General features: G+C 71.2%; 12 protein-coding genes. All 12 read right to left on the reverse strand.

Annotated features, from left to right (window positions below):
• Nucleotides 1-59 precede the first annotated feature (59 nt).
• The 12 genes from AB3X52_RS14115 to AB3X52_RS14170 all read right to left on the reverse strand — a co-directional run bounded on the left by AB3X52_RS14115 (nucleotide 60) and on the right by AB3X52_RS14170 (nucleotide 16,708).
• Nucleotides 60-2,375, reverse strand: coding sequence for an alkaline phosphatase family protein (locus AB3X52_RS14115; protein WP_367994730.1), 2,316 nt, complete (start codon nucleotides 2,373-2,375; stop codon nucleotides 60-62).
• Nucleotides 2,376-2,457: 82 nt separating this feature from the next.
• Entirely contained in the window at nucleotides 2,458-3,726 is a 1,269-nt protein-coding gene (gene efeB, locus AB3X52_RS14120) for an iron uptake transporter deferrochelatase/peroxidase subunit (RefSeq protein ID WP_367994731.1), read from the reverse strand.
• A complete protein-coding gene (locus AB3X52_RS14125; protein ID WP_367994732.1) occupies nucleotides 3,726-5,015 on the reverse strand; it encodes an imelysin family protein in 1,290 nt (429 codons plus the stop codon). Before AB3X52_RS14125 ends, efeB begins: the two co-directional genes overlap by 1 nt.
• Before the next feature lie 489 nt (nucleotides 5,016-5,504).
• A complete protein-coding gene (gene katG, locus AB3X52_RS14130) occupies nucleotides 5,505-7,766 on the reverse strand; it encodes a catalase/peroxidase HPI (protein WP_367994733.1) in 2,262 nt (753 codons plus the stop codon).
• A 37-nt stretch (nucleotides 7,767-7,803) separates the two neighbouring features.
• A complete protein-coding gene (locus AB3X52_RS14135; protein ID WP_367994773.1) occupies nucleotides 7,804-8,205 on the reverse strand; it encodes a Fur family transcriptional regulator in 402 nt (133 codons plus the stop codon).
• 101 nt (nucleotides 8,206-8,306) lie between these two features.
• Nucleotides 8,307-9,944 carry an L-glutamate gamma-semialdehyde dehydrogenase gene (gene pruA, locus AB3X52_RS14140; protein WP_367994734.1) on the reverse strand — a complete coding sequence of 546 codons (1,638 nt, stop codon included), beginning with the start codon at nucleotides 9,942-9,944 and terminating at the stop codon, nucleotides 8,307-8,309.
• 22 nt (nucleotides 9,945-9,966) lie between these two features.
• Nucleotides 9,967-11,007: a zinc-dependent alcohol dehydrogenase family protein gene (locus tag AB3X52_RS14145; RefSeq protein WP_367994735.1), complete on the reverse strand. Its 1,041-nt coding sequence runs from the start codon at nucleotides 11,005-11,007 to the stop codon at nucleotides 9,967-9,969.
• Nucleotides 11,008-11,080: 73 nt separating this feature from the next.
• Entirely contained in the window at nucleotides 11,081-12,202 is a 1,122-nt protein-coding gene (locus tag AB3X52_RS14150) for an alcohol dehydrogenase catalytic domain-containing protein (RefSeq protein WP_367994736.1), read from the reverse strand.
• 127 nt (nucleotides 12,203-12,329) lie between these two features.
• The gene (locus AB3X52_RS14155) at nucleotides 12,330-13,979 is read right to left on the reverse strand and encodes an amidohydrolase (protein WP_367994737.1); all 1,650 of its coding nucleotides are present in this window, start codon (nucleotides 13,977-13,979) and stop codon (nucleotides 12,330-12,332) included.
• Between the two features lie 70 nt (nucleotides 13,980-14,049).
• Complete coding sequence (locus tag AB3X52_RS14160) at nucleotides 14,050-14,865, reverse strand: transporter substrate-binding domain-containing protein (protein ID WP_367994738.1); 816 nt, start codon at nucleotides 14,863-14,865, stop codon at nucleotides 14,050-14,052.
• A 185-nt stretch (nucleotides 14,866-15,050) separates the two neighbouring features.
• Complete coding sequence (locus AB3X52_RS14165) at nucleotides 15,051-15,959, reverse strand: amino acid ABC transporter permease (RefSeq protein WP_367994739.1); 909 nt, start codon at nucleotides 15,957-15,959, stop codon at nucleotides 15,051-15,053.
• Nucleotides 15,956-16,708, reverse strand: coding sequence for an amino acid ABC transporter ATP-binding protein (locus AB3X52_RS14170; RefSeq protein ID WP_367994740.1), 753 nt, complete (start codon nucleotides 16,706-16,708; stop codon nucleotides 15,956-15,958). Before AB3X52_RS14170 ends, AB3X52_RS14165 begins: the two co-directional genes overlap by 4 nt.
• Between the last annotated feature and the right edge of the window lie 62 nt (nucleotides 16,709-16,770).

Consider the following 16,770-nt stretch of genomic DNA (forward strand, 5'->3'; position numbering starts at 1 on the left):
CCGGGGGGGGGGGCCGGGGCCCGGCTGCTGTCCGACGCCTGTCTAGGAGCCGACCGGGATCACCGGTGGCGCCGGTGCTTGGCGTGCGTGGCCGGGACGCGGCCCCGCACGACGGCGGCGGCTGACGTGGAGCCGGCGACGTTCGCCCCGCCGGGGTAGGTCGCGACGATCCTGTTGCTGCCGCCCCGCACGCCGACCACCAGGGTCGCGTGCCCCGAGCGCAGCACGGCCGCACCCGCGGTCCGGCCGTTGACCTTGACGGTCACCTTGCCGGTCGGCGTGACACCGGTGGCCGTGACGGTGACCGCGACCGGGACCGTGCCGCGCGCGACCCTGCCGGCCTTGACGGCGGTGCGGGTCACCGCCTTGGTGACCGTGAAGGACCTGGACGCGGTCGCGCCCTTGGCGTCGGCCGAGCCCGAGTAGGTGAGCTGCAGCGTGTGACGGCCGACGGCGAGCCTGGCCGGGAGGGTGACGACGGCCTTGCCGTCGACGACGGCGGGAGCGCCGTCCGGCTTGTGGTCGATCGTGGCCGTCACGGTGCCGCCGTCGGGGTCACCGTCGGTGCTCACCCGCACGGTGGCCTTGCCCGGGCGCCCGTAGGCATGCGGCGGGACCGTCACGCTCAGCCGGGAGGAATACCCGCCGGCGGGCGGGACCTTGACCGTGCTGGTGCTCTTCACGGTGCCGTCGTCGTTGAGGACGACGGTGTTGCCGCTCGGGTGCTGGAAGTCGAACATCGGCTCGATGCTGCCGGCGGTCGCGTCGAAGGAGTCCTCGACCGGGCCGTCGCCGAAGTCGTCCTTGATGGTGCCGAGGCCCCAGTTGTCCTCGATGAACTTCACGATCGACGCCTGGTTGCTGATGTTGTGGTCGATGTAGTTCTTCTTCGCGTACGGCGAGATGACGACCATCGGCAGCCGCTGCGACGGGCCACAGCGGTCCTCCTCACCGGCGATCGGGTCGGCGGTCTGCGCGGCCGCCGTGCAGATCGCGGCGTCGTCGCTCGTGGACGACGGATTCAGGATCGTCGGCGCCTGGTGGTCGTACCACCCGTCGGAGTCGTCGTAGGAGATGACGATGGCGGTCGACTTCCACTCCGGCGACTGCTCGATCGCGTTGATCTCGCGGACGAGGAAGTGCTGCTCGTCGATGGGGTCGGAGTTGGAGGGGTGACCGTCCTGGTAGGCGTCGGCCTTGACGTACGACACCGCCGGCAGCTGGTCGTCGGCGACGGCCTGCTCGAAGACGGAGAGGTCGTACTCGTGGTTCGCACCGGTGTGGGTGGCGTCGTCGGTCGGGTCGTCGGCGCCGAGCGTCACGCCCTCCGTCCCCGGGTAGTGGTGCGGGTTCGAGGTCGACTTGTAGTACGCGAACGGGTTGTGGTGCGGCGAGTAGTCGGTGACCGTCGACCCGTGCAGGTTGACGTCGGTCGACTGGCACTTGGCGTACGCCGCGCCGTTCTCGGGGTCGTACGCCGTCGTCGGGGTGAAGCCACCCTGGAACCAGCCCCAGGTGAGGTGCTTCTCGTTGAGCAGGTCGCCGATGTTCTTCCCCTGCATCCCGACCAGGTTGCTCGACGAGGCGTGGTTGTTGTCGGAGCAGTCGTCATAGACCGGGTCCGGGTCGCCGATGACCGTGCCCAGGCCGGTGTCGGGGTCGACCGCCGAGAAGCCGCTCGCCGTCTTGTTCGCCGCCGGGGTGGGGTTCGTGTCGTCCGAGGTGGCGTCGTACGCGATGCCGCCGTAGGTCTGGCCGGCGATGACGTTCATCGCGCCGACGGTCGAGGGACCGAAGGTGGTGTCCCAGGAGTTGTCGCTCATCGCGTAGTTCTGGGCGTAGTTCCAGAAGCCTGTGACGGTGTTGCCGTCGTAGTAGCCCATGTTGATGGCGGCGCCCGCCGGTCCCGTGCCGGCGGTGCAGCCGCCGTTGGTGTTCTCCGGGAAGAGGTCCATCTTCCCGCCGTCCTCGGCCTTCTGCTCCGGCGTGTAGGCGTGGTTCTGCGAGCAGGTCCAGGCGTCGTCGTATCCGAGGCGGAAGGGCTTCGTGCTGTTCGGGTTCGCCGAGATCAGCGTGGGGTCCGCCTTGTAGTTGTTCGGCACCGGCGTCCCGGGCGCCGCGGTGAACGTCGGCGCGGCGGGGTTCGCGTCCTTGTTCGTGGCGTACGGGTAGGTGCCGAAGTAGTGGTCGAAGGAGATGTTCTCGCTGAAGAGGACGACGACGTGCTTGATCGGCGTGGCCGTCTGCACCTTGTCGGCCGCGGAGGCGCCCTGCGACGTGAAGTACGTCAAGGAGCCGCCGAGAAGCCCTGCGCCGGCGAGCGCCAGGCCCGCCCCCTTCCAGGTGCGCGAGAGCCGAACCGTGGGCTTTCTCATTCCCATGGATCCTTCCCGTGTCTCATCGGGTGTGTCGGGTGATGTGGTGGGGTGACGCTGCTGCCGGGTCTGCGCGCGTGGGTCACGCGAACATGCCCCGGCCCAACCAGTCGTCGGCCGACCTCACGCCCGGCAGGGCGAAGAAGTAGCCGCCGCCGACCGGCGAGATGTAGTCGACGAGGGGTTCGTCGACGAGACGCTTCTGCACCGTGACGAACTGGCGCTCGAGGTCCTGGTTGAAGGCCGTGAAGATCAGGCCCATGTCGAGGTTGCCGTTCATGTCGGTGCCGGCGTCGTAGTTGAAGGACCGGCGCAGGAACCGCTGGTCGTCCGTGTCCGGTGTCCGCGGGTTGGCCAGCCGGATGTGGGCGTCCATCTTGATCGCGTCACCGGTCGGGTCGAGTGCGTAGTCGGGCTCGTCGAACTCGTCGGTCCCGGTGAGGGGCGCCCCGGTGTCACGACTGCGCCCGAACATGTTCTCCTGCTCCAGGAGCGACACCCGGTCCCAGAACTCGACGAACATCCGGATGACACGGACGACGTGATAGCTGCCGCCGGCGACCCAGGCGGGCTCGTCGCCACCCGCGCGTGTCCACACCAGCCGGTCCATGAGCGCCGCGTCGTCGACCGCCGGGTTCGCCGTGCCGTCCTTGAAGCCGAGCAGGTTGCGCGGCGTCCCGCTCGGCCGCGGGGGCGACGAGAAGCCGTCCTGACGCCAGCGGACCGCGAAGGCGCCGCGCGTGCGCCGGGTCAGCAGCCGGAGGGCGCTCAGCACGGTGTCCGTGTTGTGCGCGCCGATCTGGAGCAGCAGGTCGCCGTGGCAGCGCGCCGGGTCGAGGTCGTCGTTCGGGAACGCCTCCATCGCGCGCAGCCGGGCCGGCTTCGCCTTCGCGAGCCCGAAGCGCCCGTCGAAGAGGCTCGCGCCGACGCTGGCCGTGACGGTGAGGCCGTCCGCAGGGATCTTGGGGCCGAGCACGCCGTTGGACCAGGTGGTGCCGGTGAGACCCTCATCCGGCGGCGTACCTCCCCGGGTGAGGAGGCGCGCGACCGAGGTCAGCTCCTGGAGGGCGTCCTGGAGCTCACGGCGGTTCGCCGCGGTGACGTCGAAGGAGACGTACGCCGCCGCGCGCTGCATCGGGGTCAGGATGCCCGCCTGGTGGACGCCCTCGAACGGGTAGGAGTCGGTCGGCTTCGACTCGCCGGCCGCGGCGCTCGGGCTGCTCGACGGCGCGTCGGCGAACGCTCGCCCCGCGACGAGCGCCCCGACCGGTGCGGCTGCGGCCGCTCCGACGGCGCCGCCGAAGAGTCCTCGGCGGGTGAACCGCCCGGTCACCGGGCACTCGCCGGCCATCAGTTGCTCCTTCGGGGGTCGGTCATGACCGCGACCTCGGAGAGGAGCTCGACGGTCTGGCTGAGGGTGGCGTCGAGGCGCTCGCGCGCGCGGCGGCCGAGCGAGGTCACCGGCGTCCAGCGGCCGTGGTGGTCGTAGGAGCGGACGAGCCGCCGCGACCGTGCGATCCAGGCGTCCACGTCGGCGAGGTCGTGGCCGCGCGCGGCGAGGATCGGCCGCAACGGCCTGAGCGCCTCGAGGCTGCCGGTGAGGTTGGCGTCGATCGTCGCGAGGTCGGTGCCGCTGCCCGCGTCGTCCTCGCCGGTGAGCTCGAAGCGCACGGCGTCCTCGATGATCTCGTGGGCACGCAGCCCGATCACGGTCGTCGACTGGACCGGGTTGACCATGTCCTTGCGCAGGTGGGCCACGGCCTTCACGAGGTCGTCGGCCGGGCCCTGGATCCGGGCCGCGGGCGCACCGCCCCACAGCAGCGCCTCGATCTTGTGGAAGCCGTGCAGGTCCGGATCCTTCGCCGGATCGGTCGCTGAGGGAAGCGCGTCGATCGCGTCACCGTCGTCGCCGAAGGCGTCGTACGCCGCACCCAGCGTCTCGTAGTGCAGATGTGCGGTGAGCCAGTCGCTCCTCGCGGTGACGAGATCGCCGCGGCGTACGTCGTCGGCCACCTGCTGCGTCTGGCGCTGCAGCCCGGGCAGCTCGCCGCGGACCCAGCGTTCGTACTCCTTCAGCGCCGGGATCAGGTCACGAACGGTGACCGGCCGGATGCCGGGCGTGGTGGGTCCCGCGTCGTCGCCCGTGAGCCTCCACGACGCGCCCGCCACCGGGTCGGAGTCGGCGGGCATGCAGAAGAAGCGGTAGGTGCCGGGACCGAGAGTGACGCTCGCCGCGCGGGTGGCGCCGGAGCCGATGTTCTCCGCGTCCAGGTAGACCTTCCGCGTGGCGGGGTCCTCCACGTAGACCTCGACGGGCTGGATCGAGTTGTTCCAGAACGCAAAGGTCTGGGGCCCGGAGGTGCCACCGGACCAGCCCTGTCCGCAGACGTCGGTGCCGACCGTCACGGGCGTGCCCGGCACCGTCGCCGAGCCGTGGGGCGCGGCCACGGGAAGGGCTTGATCGCCGCGGTGGGTCGCGGCGACCGCGACTCCGCCGACCGCAAGCGCGCCGATGACGCCCGCGGTCAGGAGGACCCTCGGACGGCGCCACGCCGTCCGCTTCGCTCGTTCCCCGGCGCCCTCGACGAGCTCGTCCACGTCAGCCTCGTCGACGGACGCGGTGTCATCCGTGTTCGTCACCGGTCCCTCTCCACTGCGCCCTCGGGAGGCGCAGCGGTGAGAGTCTGGGATCAGCCGCGGACGCGGCGGTGCCACCGACGTGGACGAGCAGTGAACAGCGTCTTTACATAGTTCGGCGAACGATTCCCAAACTGGACGATCGCGATCGCGCAGCAGGCTCAGGCACGCGAAGCCCGCGTGGGTGGTCGTCCGCAGATGGCGCGCGAGTTCCGCGTCACGGCGTTGCGCGAGCGGACCGGAGACCGTGTCGCGAGCCGCGGCAGGACCCGCTCGGCACCACCGGTGCCGAGGCAGGGTTGACCGACCGTTCGGTCAAGGTCCGCCGCACCTCCTCGACGCCGGCTCCTCGCTGGGCTCGCGCGGCAGCGAGTGCGCGGCTTGGGCCGAGATGAGCCGACCGGGCAGAAGCAAACGCAGCACAGACGGCGGAGGGGCGCCCGTACGACGACGGGCGCCCCTCCGGTGAGGCAGGCTGTGATCAGCCTGTGATCAGCGGTGCAGGTCGAAGCGGTCAGCCTCCATGACCTTGACCCAGGCGGCGACGAAGTCCTTGACGAACTTCTCCTTGGCGTCGTCGGCACCGTAGACCTCGGCGACGGCCCGCAGCTCGGAGTTCGAGCCGAAGAGCAGGTCGACGCGACTGCCGGTCCAGAGCTTCTCGCCCGTGGCGTCGTCGAAGGCCTCGAAGGTGTTTTCGTCGCCCTGGACGGGCTTCCAGGTGTGGCTCATGTCGAGCAGGTTGACGAAGAAGTCGTTCGTCAGCGCACCCGGCGTCTTGGTGAGAACGCCCAGCTCGGAGCCCTGGTGGTTCGCGCCGATGACCCGCAGGCCGCCGACGAGGACCGTCATCTCCGGGGCGTTGAGGCCGAGGAGGCTGGCTCGGTCGACGAGCATGAACTCGGCCGGCCGGCTCGCCGCCTTGCCGAGGTAGTTGCGGAAGCCGTCGGCGGCGGGCTCCATGTGGCTGAACGACTCGACGTCGGTCATCTCCTGGGTGGCGTCGCCGCGGCCCGGCGTGAACGGCACCTCGAGGTCGTAGCCGGCCGCCTTGGCCGCCTGCTCGACACCGACGGAGCCGGCGAGCACGACCAGGTCGGCGAAGGAGACCTGCGTGCCTCCCTCGGCGTTGAACGCCTCCTGGATCGACTCGAGCGCGCTGATGACCTGCGCGAGCTTGTCGGGCTCGTTGACCTCCCACGCGCTCTGCGGCTGCAGGCGGATGCGGCCGCCGTTGGCGCCGCCGCGCTTGTCGGTACGACGGAAGCTGGATGCCGACGCCCACGCGGTGGTGACCAACTGCTGGACGCTGAGGCCCGACTCGGCGATCTTCGCCTTGAGGGTCGCGATCTCGGCGGCACCGATCGGCTCGCCCTCGGGCGTCACGACCGGGTCCTGCCACACGAGCTGCTCGCTGGGCACCTCCGGGCCGAGGTAGCGCTCGACCGGGCCCATGTCGCGGTGGGTGAGCTTGAACCAGGCACGGGCGAACGCGTCGGCGAACGCCTCCTGGTCGTCCTTGAACCGCCGCGAGATCTGCTCATAGATCGGGTCGAAGCGCAGGGCGAGGTCGGTCGTCAGCATGCGCGGCTCGCGCTTGCCGTCACCGAACGCCTCCTGGACGAGGTCGGCGCCGCCGTTGTTCTTCGGCCGCCACTGCTTGGCGCCAGCCGGGGACTCGAAGAGCTCCCACTCGTAGGCGAAGAGGATGTGGAAGAACTCGTTGTCCCACCGGGTCGGGTGGTAGGTCCAGGTGACCTCGAGACCGCTGGTGACGGTGTCGGGACCGGAGCCGGTGCCGTAGCCGTTCTTCCAGCCCAGGCCCATGTCCTCCAGCGGGGAGGCCTCCGGGTCGGGACCGAGCTTGTCGTCGGGGTGCGCGCCGTGCGTCTTGCCGAAGGTGTGGCCGCCGGCGATCAGGGCGACGGTCTCCTCGTCGTTCATCGCCATCCGGGCGAACGTCTCGCGGATGTCGCGCGCCGCGGCGATCGGGTCCGGAACGCCCTCGGGACCCTCCGGGTTGACGTAGATCAGGCCCATGTGGGTCGCGCCGAGCGGCTTCTCGAGGTCGCGGCGCTCGCCACCCGAGATCCGCTTGTCGCTGCCGAGCCACTCCGTCTCGGAGCCCCAGTAGACGTCCTCGGGCTCGTAGACGTCCTCGCGACCGCCGGCGAAGCCGAAGGTCTTGAAGCCCATGCTCTCGAGCGCCGCGTTGCCGGCGAGGACGATCAGGTCGGCCCACGAGATCTTCTTGCCGTACTTCTTCTTGACCGGCCACAGCAGACGGCGAGCCTTGTCGAGGCTGACGTTGTCGGGCCAGCTGTTGAGCGGCGCGAAGCGCTGCTGGCCGGAGCCGGCGCCGCCGCGGCCGTCCTCGACCCGGTAGGTCCCGGCGCTGTGCCAGGCCATCCGGATCATGAGCGGACCGTAGTTGCCGAAGTCGGCGGGCCACCACGGCTGCGAGTCGGTGAGGACGGCGACGATGTCCTGCTTGACCGCCGCGAGGTCGAGAGACTCGAACTCCTGGGCGTAGTCGAAGTCCTCGCCCATCGGGTCCTTCGCCGGCGGGTTCGCCGCGAGCAGGTTGAGGTTGAGCCGGTTCGGCCACCAGACGGTGTTGGGGTCACCCTGGGTCGGGTGAGGCAGGTCGGCGCCGTGCGCGACCGGGCAACCGGTGCCGGGCGCCGGCACCGCGTCGTCCGTCGTGATCTGGCCGTGGAGGTTCTCCGGCTCGGTGGGCTCGGTCTCGGTCATGGTGATTCCTTCCGGTGCTTGCCGATCAGCTGGCGATTCAGGAACGGGTGGTGGAGCAGTCGGGGCACAGGCCCCAGTAGATGACCTCGGCCTCGTCGATCGTGAAGCCGTGGTCGTCGGACGCGGTGAGGCACGGCGCCTCGCCGACGGCGCAGTCGACGTCGCCGATGGCGCCGCAGGACCGGCACACGACGTGGTGGTGGTTGTCGCCGACACGGGATTCGTAGCGAGCCACGGAGCCGGTCGGCTGGATGCGCCGCAACAGGCCGGCCGCGGTGAGCGCACTGAGGGAGTCGTAGACGGCCTGGTGGGACACCTGCGAAAGCTCCTGCCGGACGGCCCCGATCAGCGAGTCCGTGTCGGCGTGCGGATGGGCGTGAACGGCCTGCAGCACAGCCAGCCGCGGGCGCGTGACGCGGAGATCCGCGTCACGCAACATCTGCTGGAAGTCCGTCGCATCAGCCACACCCCGAAGTCTTCACCCTTTTCTTGAATGAGTCAAGAAAATTCTCTGGCGCGTCGGCCAGCCCTGGGGACGGATCAGCCCTGGTGCGGGTGACGGTGCTCCGTCGGCGGCACCAGGGTCTCCTTGATGGATCGAGGCGAGGTCCACCGCGTGAGGTTGAGCGCTGAGCCCGCCTTGTCGTTGGTGCCGGAGGCCCGAGCCCCGCCGAACGGCTGCTGCCCGACAACCGCACCGGTCGGCTTGTCGTTGACGTAGAAGTTGCCCGCCGCGAAGCGCAGCTTCTCGCTGGCCCACGCGATCGCGCGGCGGTCGGTCGCGATGATCGAGCCGGTGAGGGCGTACGGCGCCGCCGACTCGGCCTGGGCGACGACGGCCTCGAACGCTGCGGGGTCGGCGTCCTCGTAGACGTGGACCACGAGGATCGGACCGAAGTACTCCGTCGAGAACATCTCGTCGGCCGGGTCCTCGGCGACCACGATGGTCGGGCGGACGAAGTAGCCGACGCTGTCATCGACCGTGCCGCCGGCGACGATGGTGAGACCGTCGGTCGCCTTCGCCCGCTCGATCGCGGCCGCGTGCTTCGCGAAGGCACGGGCGTCGATGACGGCGCCGGTGAAGTTGGCGAAGTCGGTCGGGTCGCCGACGGCGAGCGCGTCGGTCTCGGCGGCGATCTCGTCGCCGATCTTCGCCCACAGCGAGCGCGGGACGTAGGCGCGGGAGGCGGCCGAGCACTTCTGCCCGGAGTACTCGAAGGCTCCCCGGATCAGGGCCGTGCGGAGCACGTCGGGGTCGGCGCTGGGGTGGGCGATGATGAAGTCCTTGCCACCGGTCTCGCCGACCAGCCGCGGGTAGGAACGGTAGCCCGGGAGGTTGGCGCCGACGGTCTGCCACAGGTTCTGGAACGTGCCGGTGGAGCCGGTGAAGTGGATGCCGGCGAGGTCGGGGTGCCCCAGCGCGACCTCGGAGACGGCCAGACCGTCGCCCGGCAGCATGTTGATCACGCCCGGCGGCATCCCGGCCTCCTCGAGGAGCTCCATCGTGAGGGACGCGGCGAGCTGCTGGGTCGGCGACGGCTTCCAGATCACCGTGTTGCCCATCAGCGCCGGCGCGGTGGGCAGGTTGCCGGCGATCGCGGTGAAGTTGAACGGCGTGATCGCGTAGACGAAGCCCTCGAGCGGCCGGTGGTCGGTGCGGTTCCAGACGCCGGGGCTGTTGGCGATCGGCTGGTCGGTGAGCACCTGAGCGGCGAAGTGGACGTTGAACCGCCAGAAGTCGATCAGCTCACAGGCCGCGTCGATCTCCGCCTGGTACGCCGTCTTGCCCTGCCCCAGGACGGTGGCGGCGTTGAGCCGCTGGCGCCACGGCCCGGCCAGCAGGTCGGCGGCGCGCAGCAGGACCGCGGCGCGCTCGTCGAAGGGCAGCGCGCGCCACTCCTGCGCGGCGGCCGCGGCGGCGGCGATGGCCTTCGCGGCGTCGGCGGCGGTGCTGTTGCGCATCACGCCGAGCGTCTTGGCGTGGGCGTGCGGCTGCACAACCGCGATCTCGTCGCCGCCGCCCGTGACCCGCTCGCCCCCGATGTGGGCGTCGAGCTGCTTGACCGAGCCGCTGAGGTGGGCGATCTCGGTGGCGAGGGCATCACGCTCCGCGGTGCCGGGTGCGTAGGTGAGGTTCGGCTCGTTGGCGGGGACCGGCGGGGTGGTGATGGCGTCCAATTCGTGACCTTCTGGATGCTGGTTAGCGGGTTGCGGGGTTGATCATGGTCATGCCGGCGACCGTGGCGCGGTCGAACGTCGGCAGCAGCGCCGCGGCCTCTTCGAGGCCGATGACGCGCTCGATGAGGTCCTGCGGCCGCAGCCCGCCAGATTCGATGAGCGCGAGCATGCTCGGGTAGTCGACGGCCGCCATGCCGTGACTCCCGAGCAGGTCGAGCTCCCAGCCGATGACCCGCGCCATCGGCACGCGCGGGTGCCCGTCCACGGGTGGCAGCAGGCCGATCTGCACGTGCCGGCCGCGGCGGCGCAGGCTGTGGATCGCGTCCGCGCAGGTCTGCTCGCTGCCGACGGCGTCGACGGCGACGTGGGTGCCGCCGCCGGTCAGGTCATGGACCGCGGTCGGCACGTCCGAGCCGTCGGCGACGACGACGTGGTCGGCGCCGAGGTCGCCGGCGACCTTGAGCGCCTCGGCGTTCCGGTCGACCGCGACCACACGGGCGCCCAGGGCCTTCGCGATCATCACGGCGCTCAGGCCGACGCCGCCGGCGCCGATGACGGTGACCGACTCGCCGGCGTCGAGCCGGGCGCGTCCGACCAGTCCGCGGTACGCCGTCGCGAACCGGCACCCCAGGCTGGCCGCGGCCTCGAAGGACACCGACGCCGGGATCGCCACCAGGTTGGTGTCGGCGGCGTGCAGGGCGACGTACTCGGCGAAGGAACCCCAGTGGGTGAAGCCCGGCTGCTCCTGATCGGGGCAGACCTGGGCGTCACCCTGCCGGCACCACTCGCAGCGACCACAGCCGCAGACGAACGGCACGGTGACGCGGTCGCCGACCCGCCACTTCGTGACGCCGGCACCGACCGAGGCCACGATGCCGGCGAGCTCGTGTCCGGGGACGTGCGGAAGGGCGATGTCGTCATGCCCGGCCCAGGCGTGCCAGTCGCTGCGACACAGGCCGGTGGCGTGCACCTCGACGACGACCCCGCCGTCCGGCGCGGTCGGCTCGGGCACGTCGCGCACCGTCGGCGTCGCGCCGATGGCGTCGAAGATCACGGCACGCACGGCGTCCTCACCTCCGGGGGCGTACGCCGGCTCACGACGGCCACGCCACGTTGAGGTACTGCGGCGAAGGCCGTCACCTGTCCTCCTCGAACGTGATCACCTGACGAAGCTCGGAGCCGTCCGCGAGGCGGTCCATGGCCTCGTTGATGTCCTCGAGCCGGATGTGCGACGAGATGAGCTTCTCCACCGGAAGCCGGCCCTCGCGCCACAGCTGGGCGTAGACGGGGATGTCGCGCTGCGGAACGGCGGAGCCGAGGTAGCTCCCGACGATCGTGCGCGCCTCGGCGGTGAGCACCAGCGGCGAGATCGTCGACCGCGCATCGGGTCCGGGCAGGCCGACGGTCACCGTGGTGCCGCCGGGCGCGGTGATGGCGACCGCGGTCTCGAAGGCCTTCGGGTGGCCGGCGGCCTCGACGACCAGGTCGGCGCGGATGCCCTGCTCCTCCGCCTCGGCGGGGGTGAAGACCTCGGCGGCACCGAGGTCGCGGGCGGTGTCGAGCTTGGCCGGGACGGCGTCGATACCGATGACGTGGGCGCCCAGCGAGACGGCGGTGAGCACCGCCGCCATGCCGACGCCGCCGAGACCGACGACGGCGACCCGCTGGCCCTCGACCGGGCGGGCGACGTTGAGCACGGCGCCGCCTCCGGTGAGGACGGCGCAGCCGAGCACGGCGGCGACCTCCGGGGGTACGTCGTCGCCGACCGGCGTCACGGATCGGCGGTCGACCGTGGCATACGTCGCGAAGCCGGAGACGCCGAGGTGGTGCTTGACCTGCGCACCGTCGCGGCTGAGCTTGACGTCACCGGAGAGCAGGGTGCCGGCGTTGTTGGCGGCGGTGCCCGGCACGCACGGCATCTTGCCGTCGGTGCGACATCCGGCGCACTCCCCGCACCGCGGCAGGAATGCCATCACGACGCGCTGGCCGACCTCCAGGTCGGCCACGCCGGGGCCGACCTCGACGATCCGTCCCGCCGCCTCGTGCCCGAGCAGCATCGGCGTGGGGCGGACGCGGTGGCCGTCGACGACGGACAGGTCGGAGTGGCAGATCCCGGCAGCCTCGATGCGCACCAGCACCTCGTCGGGGCCGGGGCCCACGAGGTCGAGCTCGCCGACCGTGATCGGCCGGCTCTGTGCGAAGGGCGCGGATGCGCCGCAGGACTCCAGGACCGCGCCGCGGATGCGGTGGGTGTTCATCGGTTCTCCTCCCGGGTACGAGGCCGGGGCCACCGCCTCGGCCACACGATGTGTCGTCGCCGTACGTGCTCGGTGCTGCCGTCGCAGGTGCGACGGATCGCGCCGGTCGACAGCATGCGTGGCACCCTCACAGCTCCTTCAGGTTGTCGGCGCCGAAGAGGGCCTCGCCGCCGACGACGGTGGCGACCACGTCGATTGTCTCGATGCGCTCGGGCGCGACCTCGAGCAGGTCGTCGGAGAGGACCACGAGGTCGGCGAGCCGCCCGCGCTGCAAGGTGCCCTTGCGGTGCTCCTGGTGGTCGGCGTACGCCGATCCGTAGGTGTAGGCGCGCAGGGCCTGCACCGGCGTGAGCCGCTCGGCGGGGTTGAGCACGCGACCGTCGTCCAGGACGCGGGTGACCAACGCCTGGATGCCCAGCAGCGGGGCACCGTCGACCACCGGGCAGTCGGAACTGCCCGGCAGCTCGATGCCGGCGTCGAGGAAGCTGCGCTGGCGATAGAGCAGGTCACCGCGCTCCGGGCCGACCGCCTCGAGATAGGTCGCGCCGAACTCGGTGAGGAAGCGACCCTGCGGGACCGGGATGACGCCGTGCGCGGCGAGCCGTTTGATCGTCTCGTCGTCCGCGACCCCGCAGTGCTCGATCCGGTGCCGGGCGTCCGGCCGGGGAAACGTCTCCTGCGCCGCCTCGTAGGCCCCGAGCGCCACGTCGACCGCCGCGTCGCCGATGGCGTGCGTGGCGATCTGCCAGCCGGTGCGATGGGCCGCGAGCACCTGCGTGCGCAGTTGGTCGGGGTCGGGGTGCGCCAGACCGGTGTTGTCCGGCTCCCCGTGGTAGGGGCACCGCAGCGACGCCGTGCGCGAGCTGAGCGCCCCGTCGCCGAAGATCTTGACCGCTCCGATACGCAGCCGGTCGTCGCCGAGGCCCGTGCGCAGACCCAGGTCGAGGCCGAAGCCCGGGAGATCGCGCTCGCTGCCCGCCATCTCGTGGAGCGCCGCCATCTCCGGCATGACGGTGATGCGCGGCCCCCGCAGCCCCTGGTCCCGGGCGGTGAGGAAGGCGCCGAGGTCGGCCGGACCGTTCCCGGTCAGGCTCCCGGAGATGCCCGGCTCCGTGATGCTCGTGAGACCGTCCGCGAGTGCCGCGGCACTCGCGAGTCCGATCGCCCGGACCATGTCCGCCGAGGAGATCGGCCCGGCACCGGCCAACGCGAACTCCCACGCCCGCTCGGTGAGGTAGCCGGTCGGCGTCCCGTCGGGGCGACGCTCGACCGTGCCGCCGTCGATCTCGGGCAGGCCGTCCGGGTGCCCTCCCCCGACGAGCCGTATCGCCGGGGTGTTGACGATGCCGCTGTGGTGGGAGCGGTGGAGCACGAGCAGCGGGCGCCCGCCCACCGCGGCGTCGAGCGCCTCGCGCAGCGGATGACCCCCGAGCGTGGACTCGTCGTACCCGTGCGCGCGGACCCAGGCGTCGCCGGGCAGGCCGACGACGTGGTCGGCGAGTGCGGCGTAGAGCTCCTGGAGGGTGCGCACCCGGCGGGGACTGACATCGCACGACAGCAGCGCCTGCCCGCGCCCGCTCAGGTGGTGGTGGGCGTCGTGGAGGCCGGGCACCGCCGGGGCACCGCCGAGGTCGACGACCCGACGCGCGCGCAGGCCGCTGACCTCCTCGTCGAGGCCGACGACCACGCCGTCGAAGACGCCCAGGGTGTGGGCCATCGGGCGGGTCGAGGTCCCGGTCCGGATACGCCCGTTGAGGTAGAGGGCATCCAGGATCATGGCGTGTGGTCTCCTAGCGAGAGGTGTCGGCTCCCCGGACGATCGGGGGCTCGGCCGGGGAGCCGACGGCTCAGCGGGTGGCGCCGTTGACCGTGATGGTCTTCAGTCGGCCGGTGTCCACCGCGTAGCCGTCGAGGATCTGGCCGTAGGTACCGTCGTCGACGAGCGACTGGTACGCCGCCTGGAGCGCCTTGCCCAGGTCGGTGTCGAGCACGAAGACGCCGATCGGCTGGCCCTCGACGGGCTCGGTGTAGCCGATGGTCAGGGCTCCGTTCGCGCTCTGCGCGATCGCGGTCGCGATCGGCGTGTCGATGACGAGCGCGTCGGCGCGGCCGGCGCTGAGGGCGGTGACGGCGGCCTCGTTGGTCTGGGCCTGGACCGCCTTCGGAGCAGGCTTGCCGGCGGCCTTGCACTGCTTGAGGATGGAGCCGGCCGTCTTCGTGGTGGTCAGCTGGGCGAGCTGGACGGTGCCGGTCGCGGCGGCGACCTTCTTCCCGCACAGGTCGGTGTCGGACGTGATCGACTGCGGGTTGCACTTCGCGACCACTGCCGACACGCCGGCCTGCAGGTAGTCGACCCACGCGCCGCCGTTGGCCTCGCGCTCCTTCGTGTCGTTGAGGAAGGTCGCCATCCCGTCGGCCTTGCCGGACTGCAGCTCGGCGAGCGGGTTGTTGCTCTTGACCCACGTCACGGTGAGACCGAGGCGTTGCGCGGCAGCGGTGATCAGGTCGGGCTCGAAGCCGCGCTGCGTGCCATCCGCGGTGAAGTTCACCTTCGGCAGGTCGGCGGTCACCGCGATGCGCACGGTGCCGTTCTTCAGCGAGGCCGGCAGGCGCGAGGCGAGGGTCTCGTCGACGTCCTGCTCGGACTGCGCCGGGGCCGCCATCGGGTCACCGGATGGGACCGACGTGCACGCGCCGGCGGACGCGGAGGCCCCGGAGGTCGAGCGGCCTCGGGGTTGCTGGCGCCGCAGGCGGCGAGGGACGCGCTGACGGCAGCGCCCGCGACGAGCATGGCCAGAAGGCGGATCTTCTTCATCGGGTGTCCTTCACTCAAGGGGTGGTGGTGCCGTCAGGACGGCCTGTTGTGACGGGTCAGGATCCGCTCGAGCCCGATCTGGAGCAGGGTGATGACAGCGGTCAGGACGAGGTACCAGAAGGTCGCGACGAGGAGCAGGGGCACCTGCTGGAACGTCCGGGCGCCGATCTGGCTCACGGCCGAGAACAGGTCGGTGACCGAGGCGAGGATCACGACCGCGGTCGTCTTCGTCATCGAGATGACGTCGTTGAAGAACGGGGGTACGGCGACCGGCAGGATCTGCGGGGCGATCACCCGGCGGCGTACCTGCCACGGGGTCATGCCGAGGGCGGCCGCGGCCTCACGCTGTCCCTTCGGGACGGAGGCGACCGCCCCACGGATGATCTCCGCCTGGTAGGCCGACTCGTTCAGGCAGAGGCCGATGATGCAGCCGACGATCGGGGCGATCAGGTCGTTCGTGTTGTAGAACGCGAGCTTCGGCCCCCCGAACGGCACCCCGAGGCCGAGGTAGGGGTAGAGCTGTCCGAGGTAGACGAAGAAGATGACCTGGACGATGACCGGGACGCCACGGAAGAACCAGATGTACCAGCCGGCGATGGCCGAGAGGATCCGGCTCTCGGAGAGCCGCAGGGCGGCGACGACGCTGCCGAGGACGAGGCCCAGGATCATCGCGGCGACGGTCAGGACGACGGTGACGGCCAGGCCCTTGAGCACGGCGGAGTCGAGCAGGTGGGCGCGGACGACGTCCCAGTGCCAGTTGTCGTTGGTGAGGACGCTGTAGACCAGCATCGCCACGACGAGGGCGACGACGGCGTAGGTCACCCAGCGTCCGGGCCGCGGGCGCGTGATGACGCGGTCGGCCACGGGAACGACGTACTCCTCGGTGACGCCGGACGCGGCGGTGGGCGAGCTGACGGTGGGGCTGCCGAGAGGACTGGTCACTGGACCCTCGCAAGGAACTCACGGGTACGCGGGTGGGACGGCTGACCGAGGACCTCGGCCGAGGCGCCGTACTCGACGATGCAGCCCTGGTCGACGAAGGCGACCTTGTCGGCGACGTCGCGGGCGAAGGCCATCTCGTGGGTGACGACGATCATCGTCATGCCGGTGCCGGCGAGACGACGCATGACACCGAGGACGTCGCCCACCAGCTCGGGATCGAGGGCGCTGGTGGGCTCGTCGAACAGCATCACCTTCGGGTCCATCGCCAGGGCCCGGGCGATCGCCACGCGCTGCTGCTGACCGCCGGAGAGCTGGGCGGGGTACTTGTCGACGTGGTCGGCCAGCCCGACTTCTCCGAGCAGCTCGATCGCGCGCTTGCGTGACTCCGCCTTGGCCCGGCGCGCGACGACGACCTGGCCCTCCATCACGTTCTCCGCGACCGTCCGGGTCGGGAAGAGGTTGAAGTGCTGGAAGACCATGCCGATGTGGCGGCGCTGCGCGGCGAGACGGCGCGGCGCCAGCTCGTGGAGGCGTCCGTTGCGTACGGCGACGCCGATGCGCTCGCCGTCGACCTCGATGGACCCGATCGTGGGCGTCTCGAGGGCGTTGATGCAGCGCAGCATCGTCGACTTGCCGGATCCTGAGCGGCCGATCACACAGACGACCTCGCCGCGCTCGACGTCAAGATCGACGCCGCGCAGCACATGGGCCTGTCCGAAGACCTTGTGCAGGTCACGGATGCGGACCATCGGCGCCACAGACTCCGACGTTGGCTTCTGGGGTGCAGCCCCGGGGGCAGGTGTGGCGTGAC

The organism is Nocardioides eburneus, assembly GCF_040838215.1.
Taxonomy (GTDB): Bacteria; Actinomycetota; Actinomycetes; order Propionibacteriales; family Nocardioidaceae; genus Nocardioides; species Nocardioides eburneus.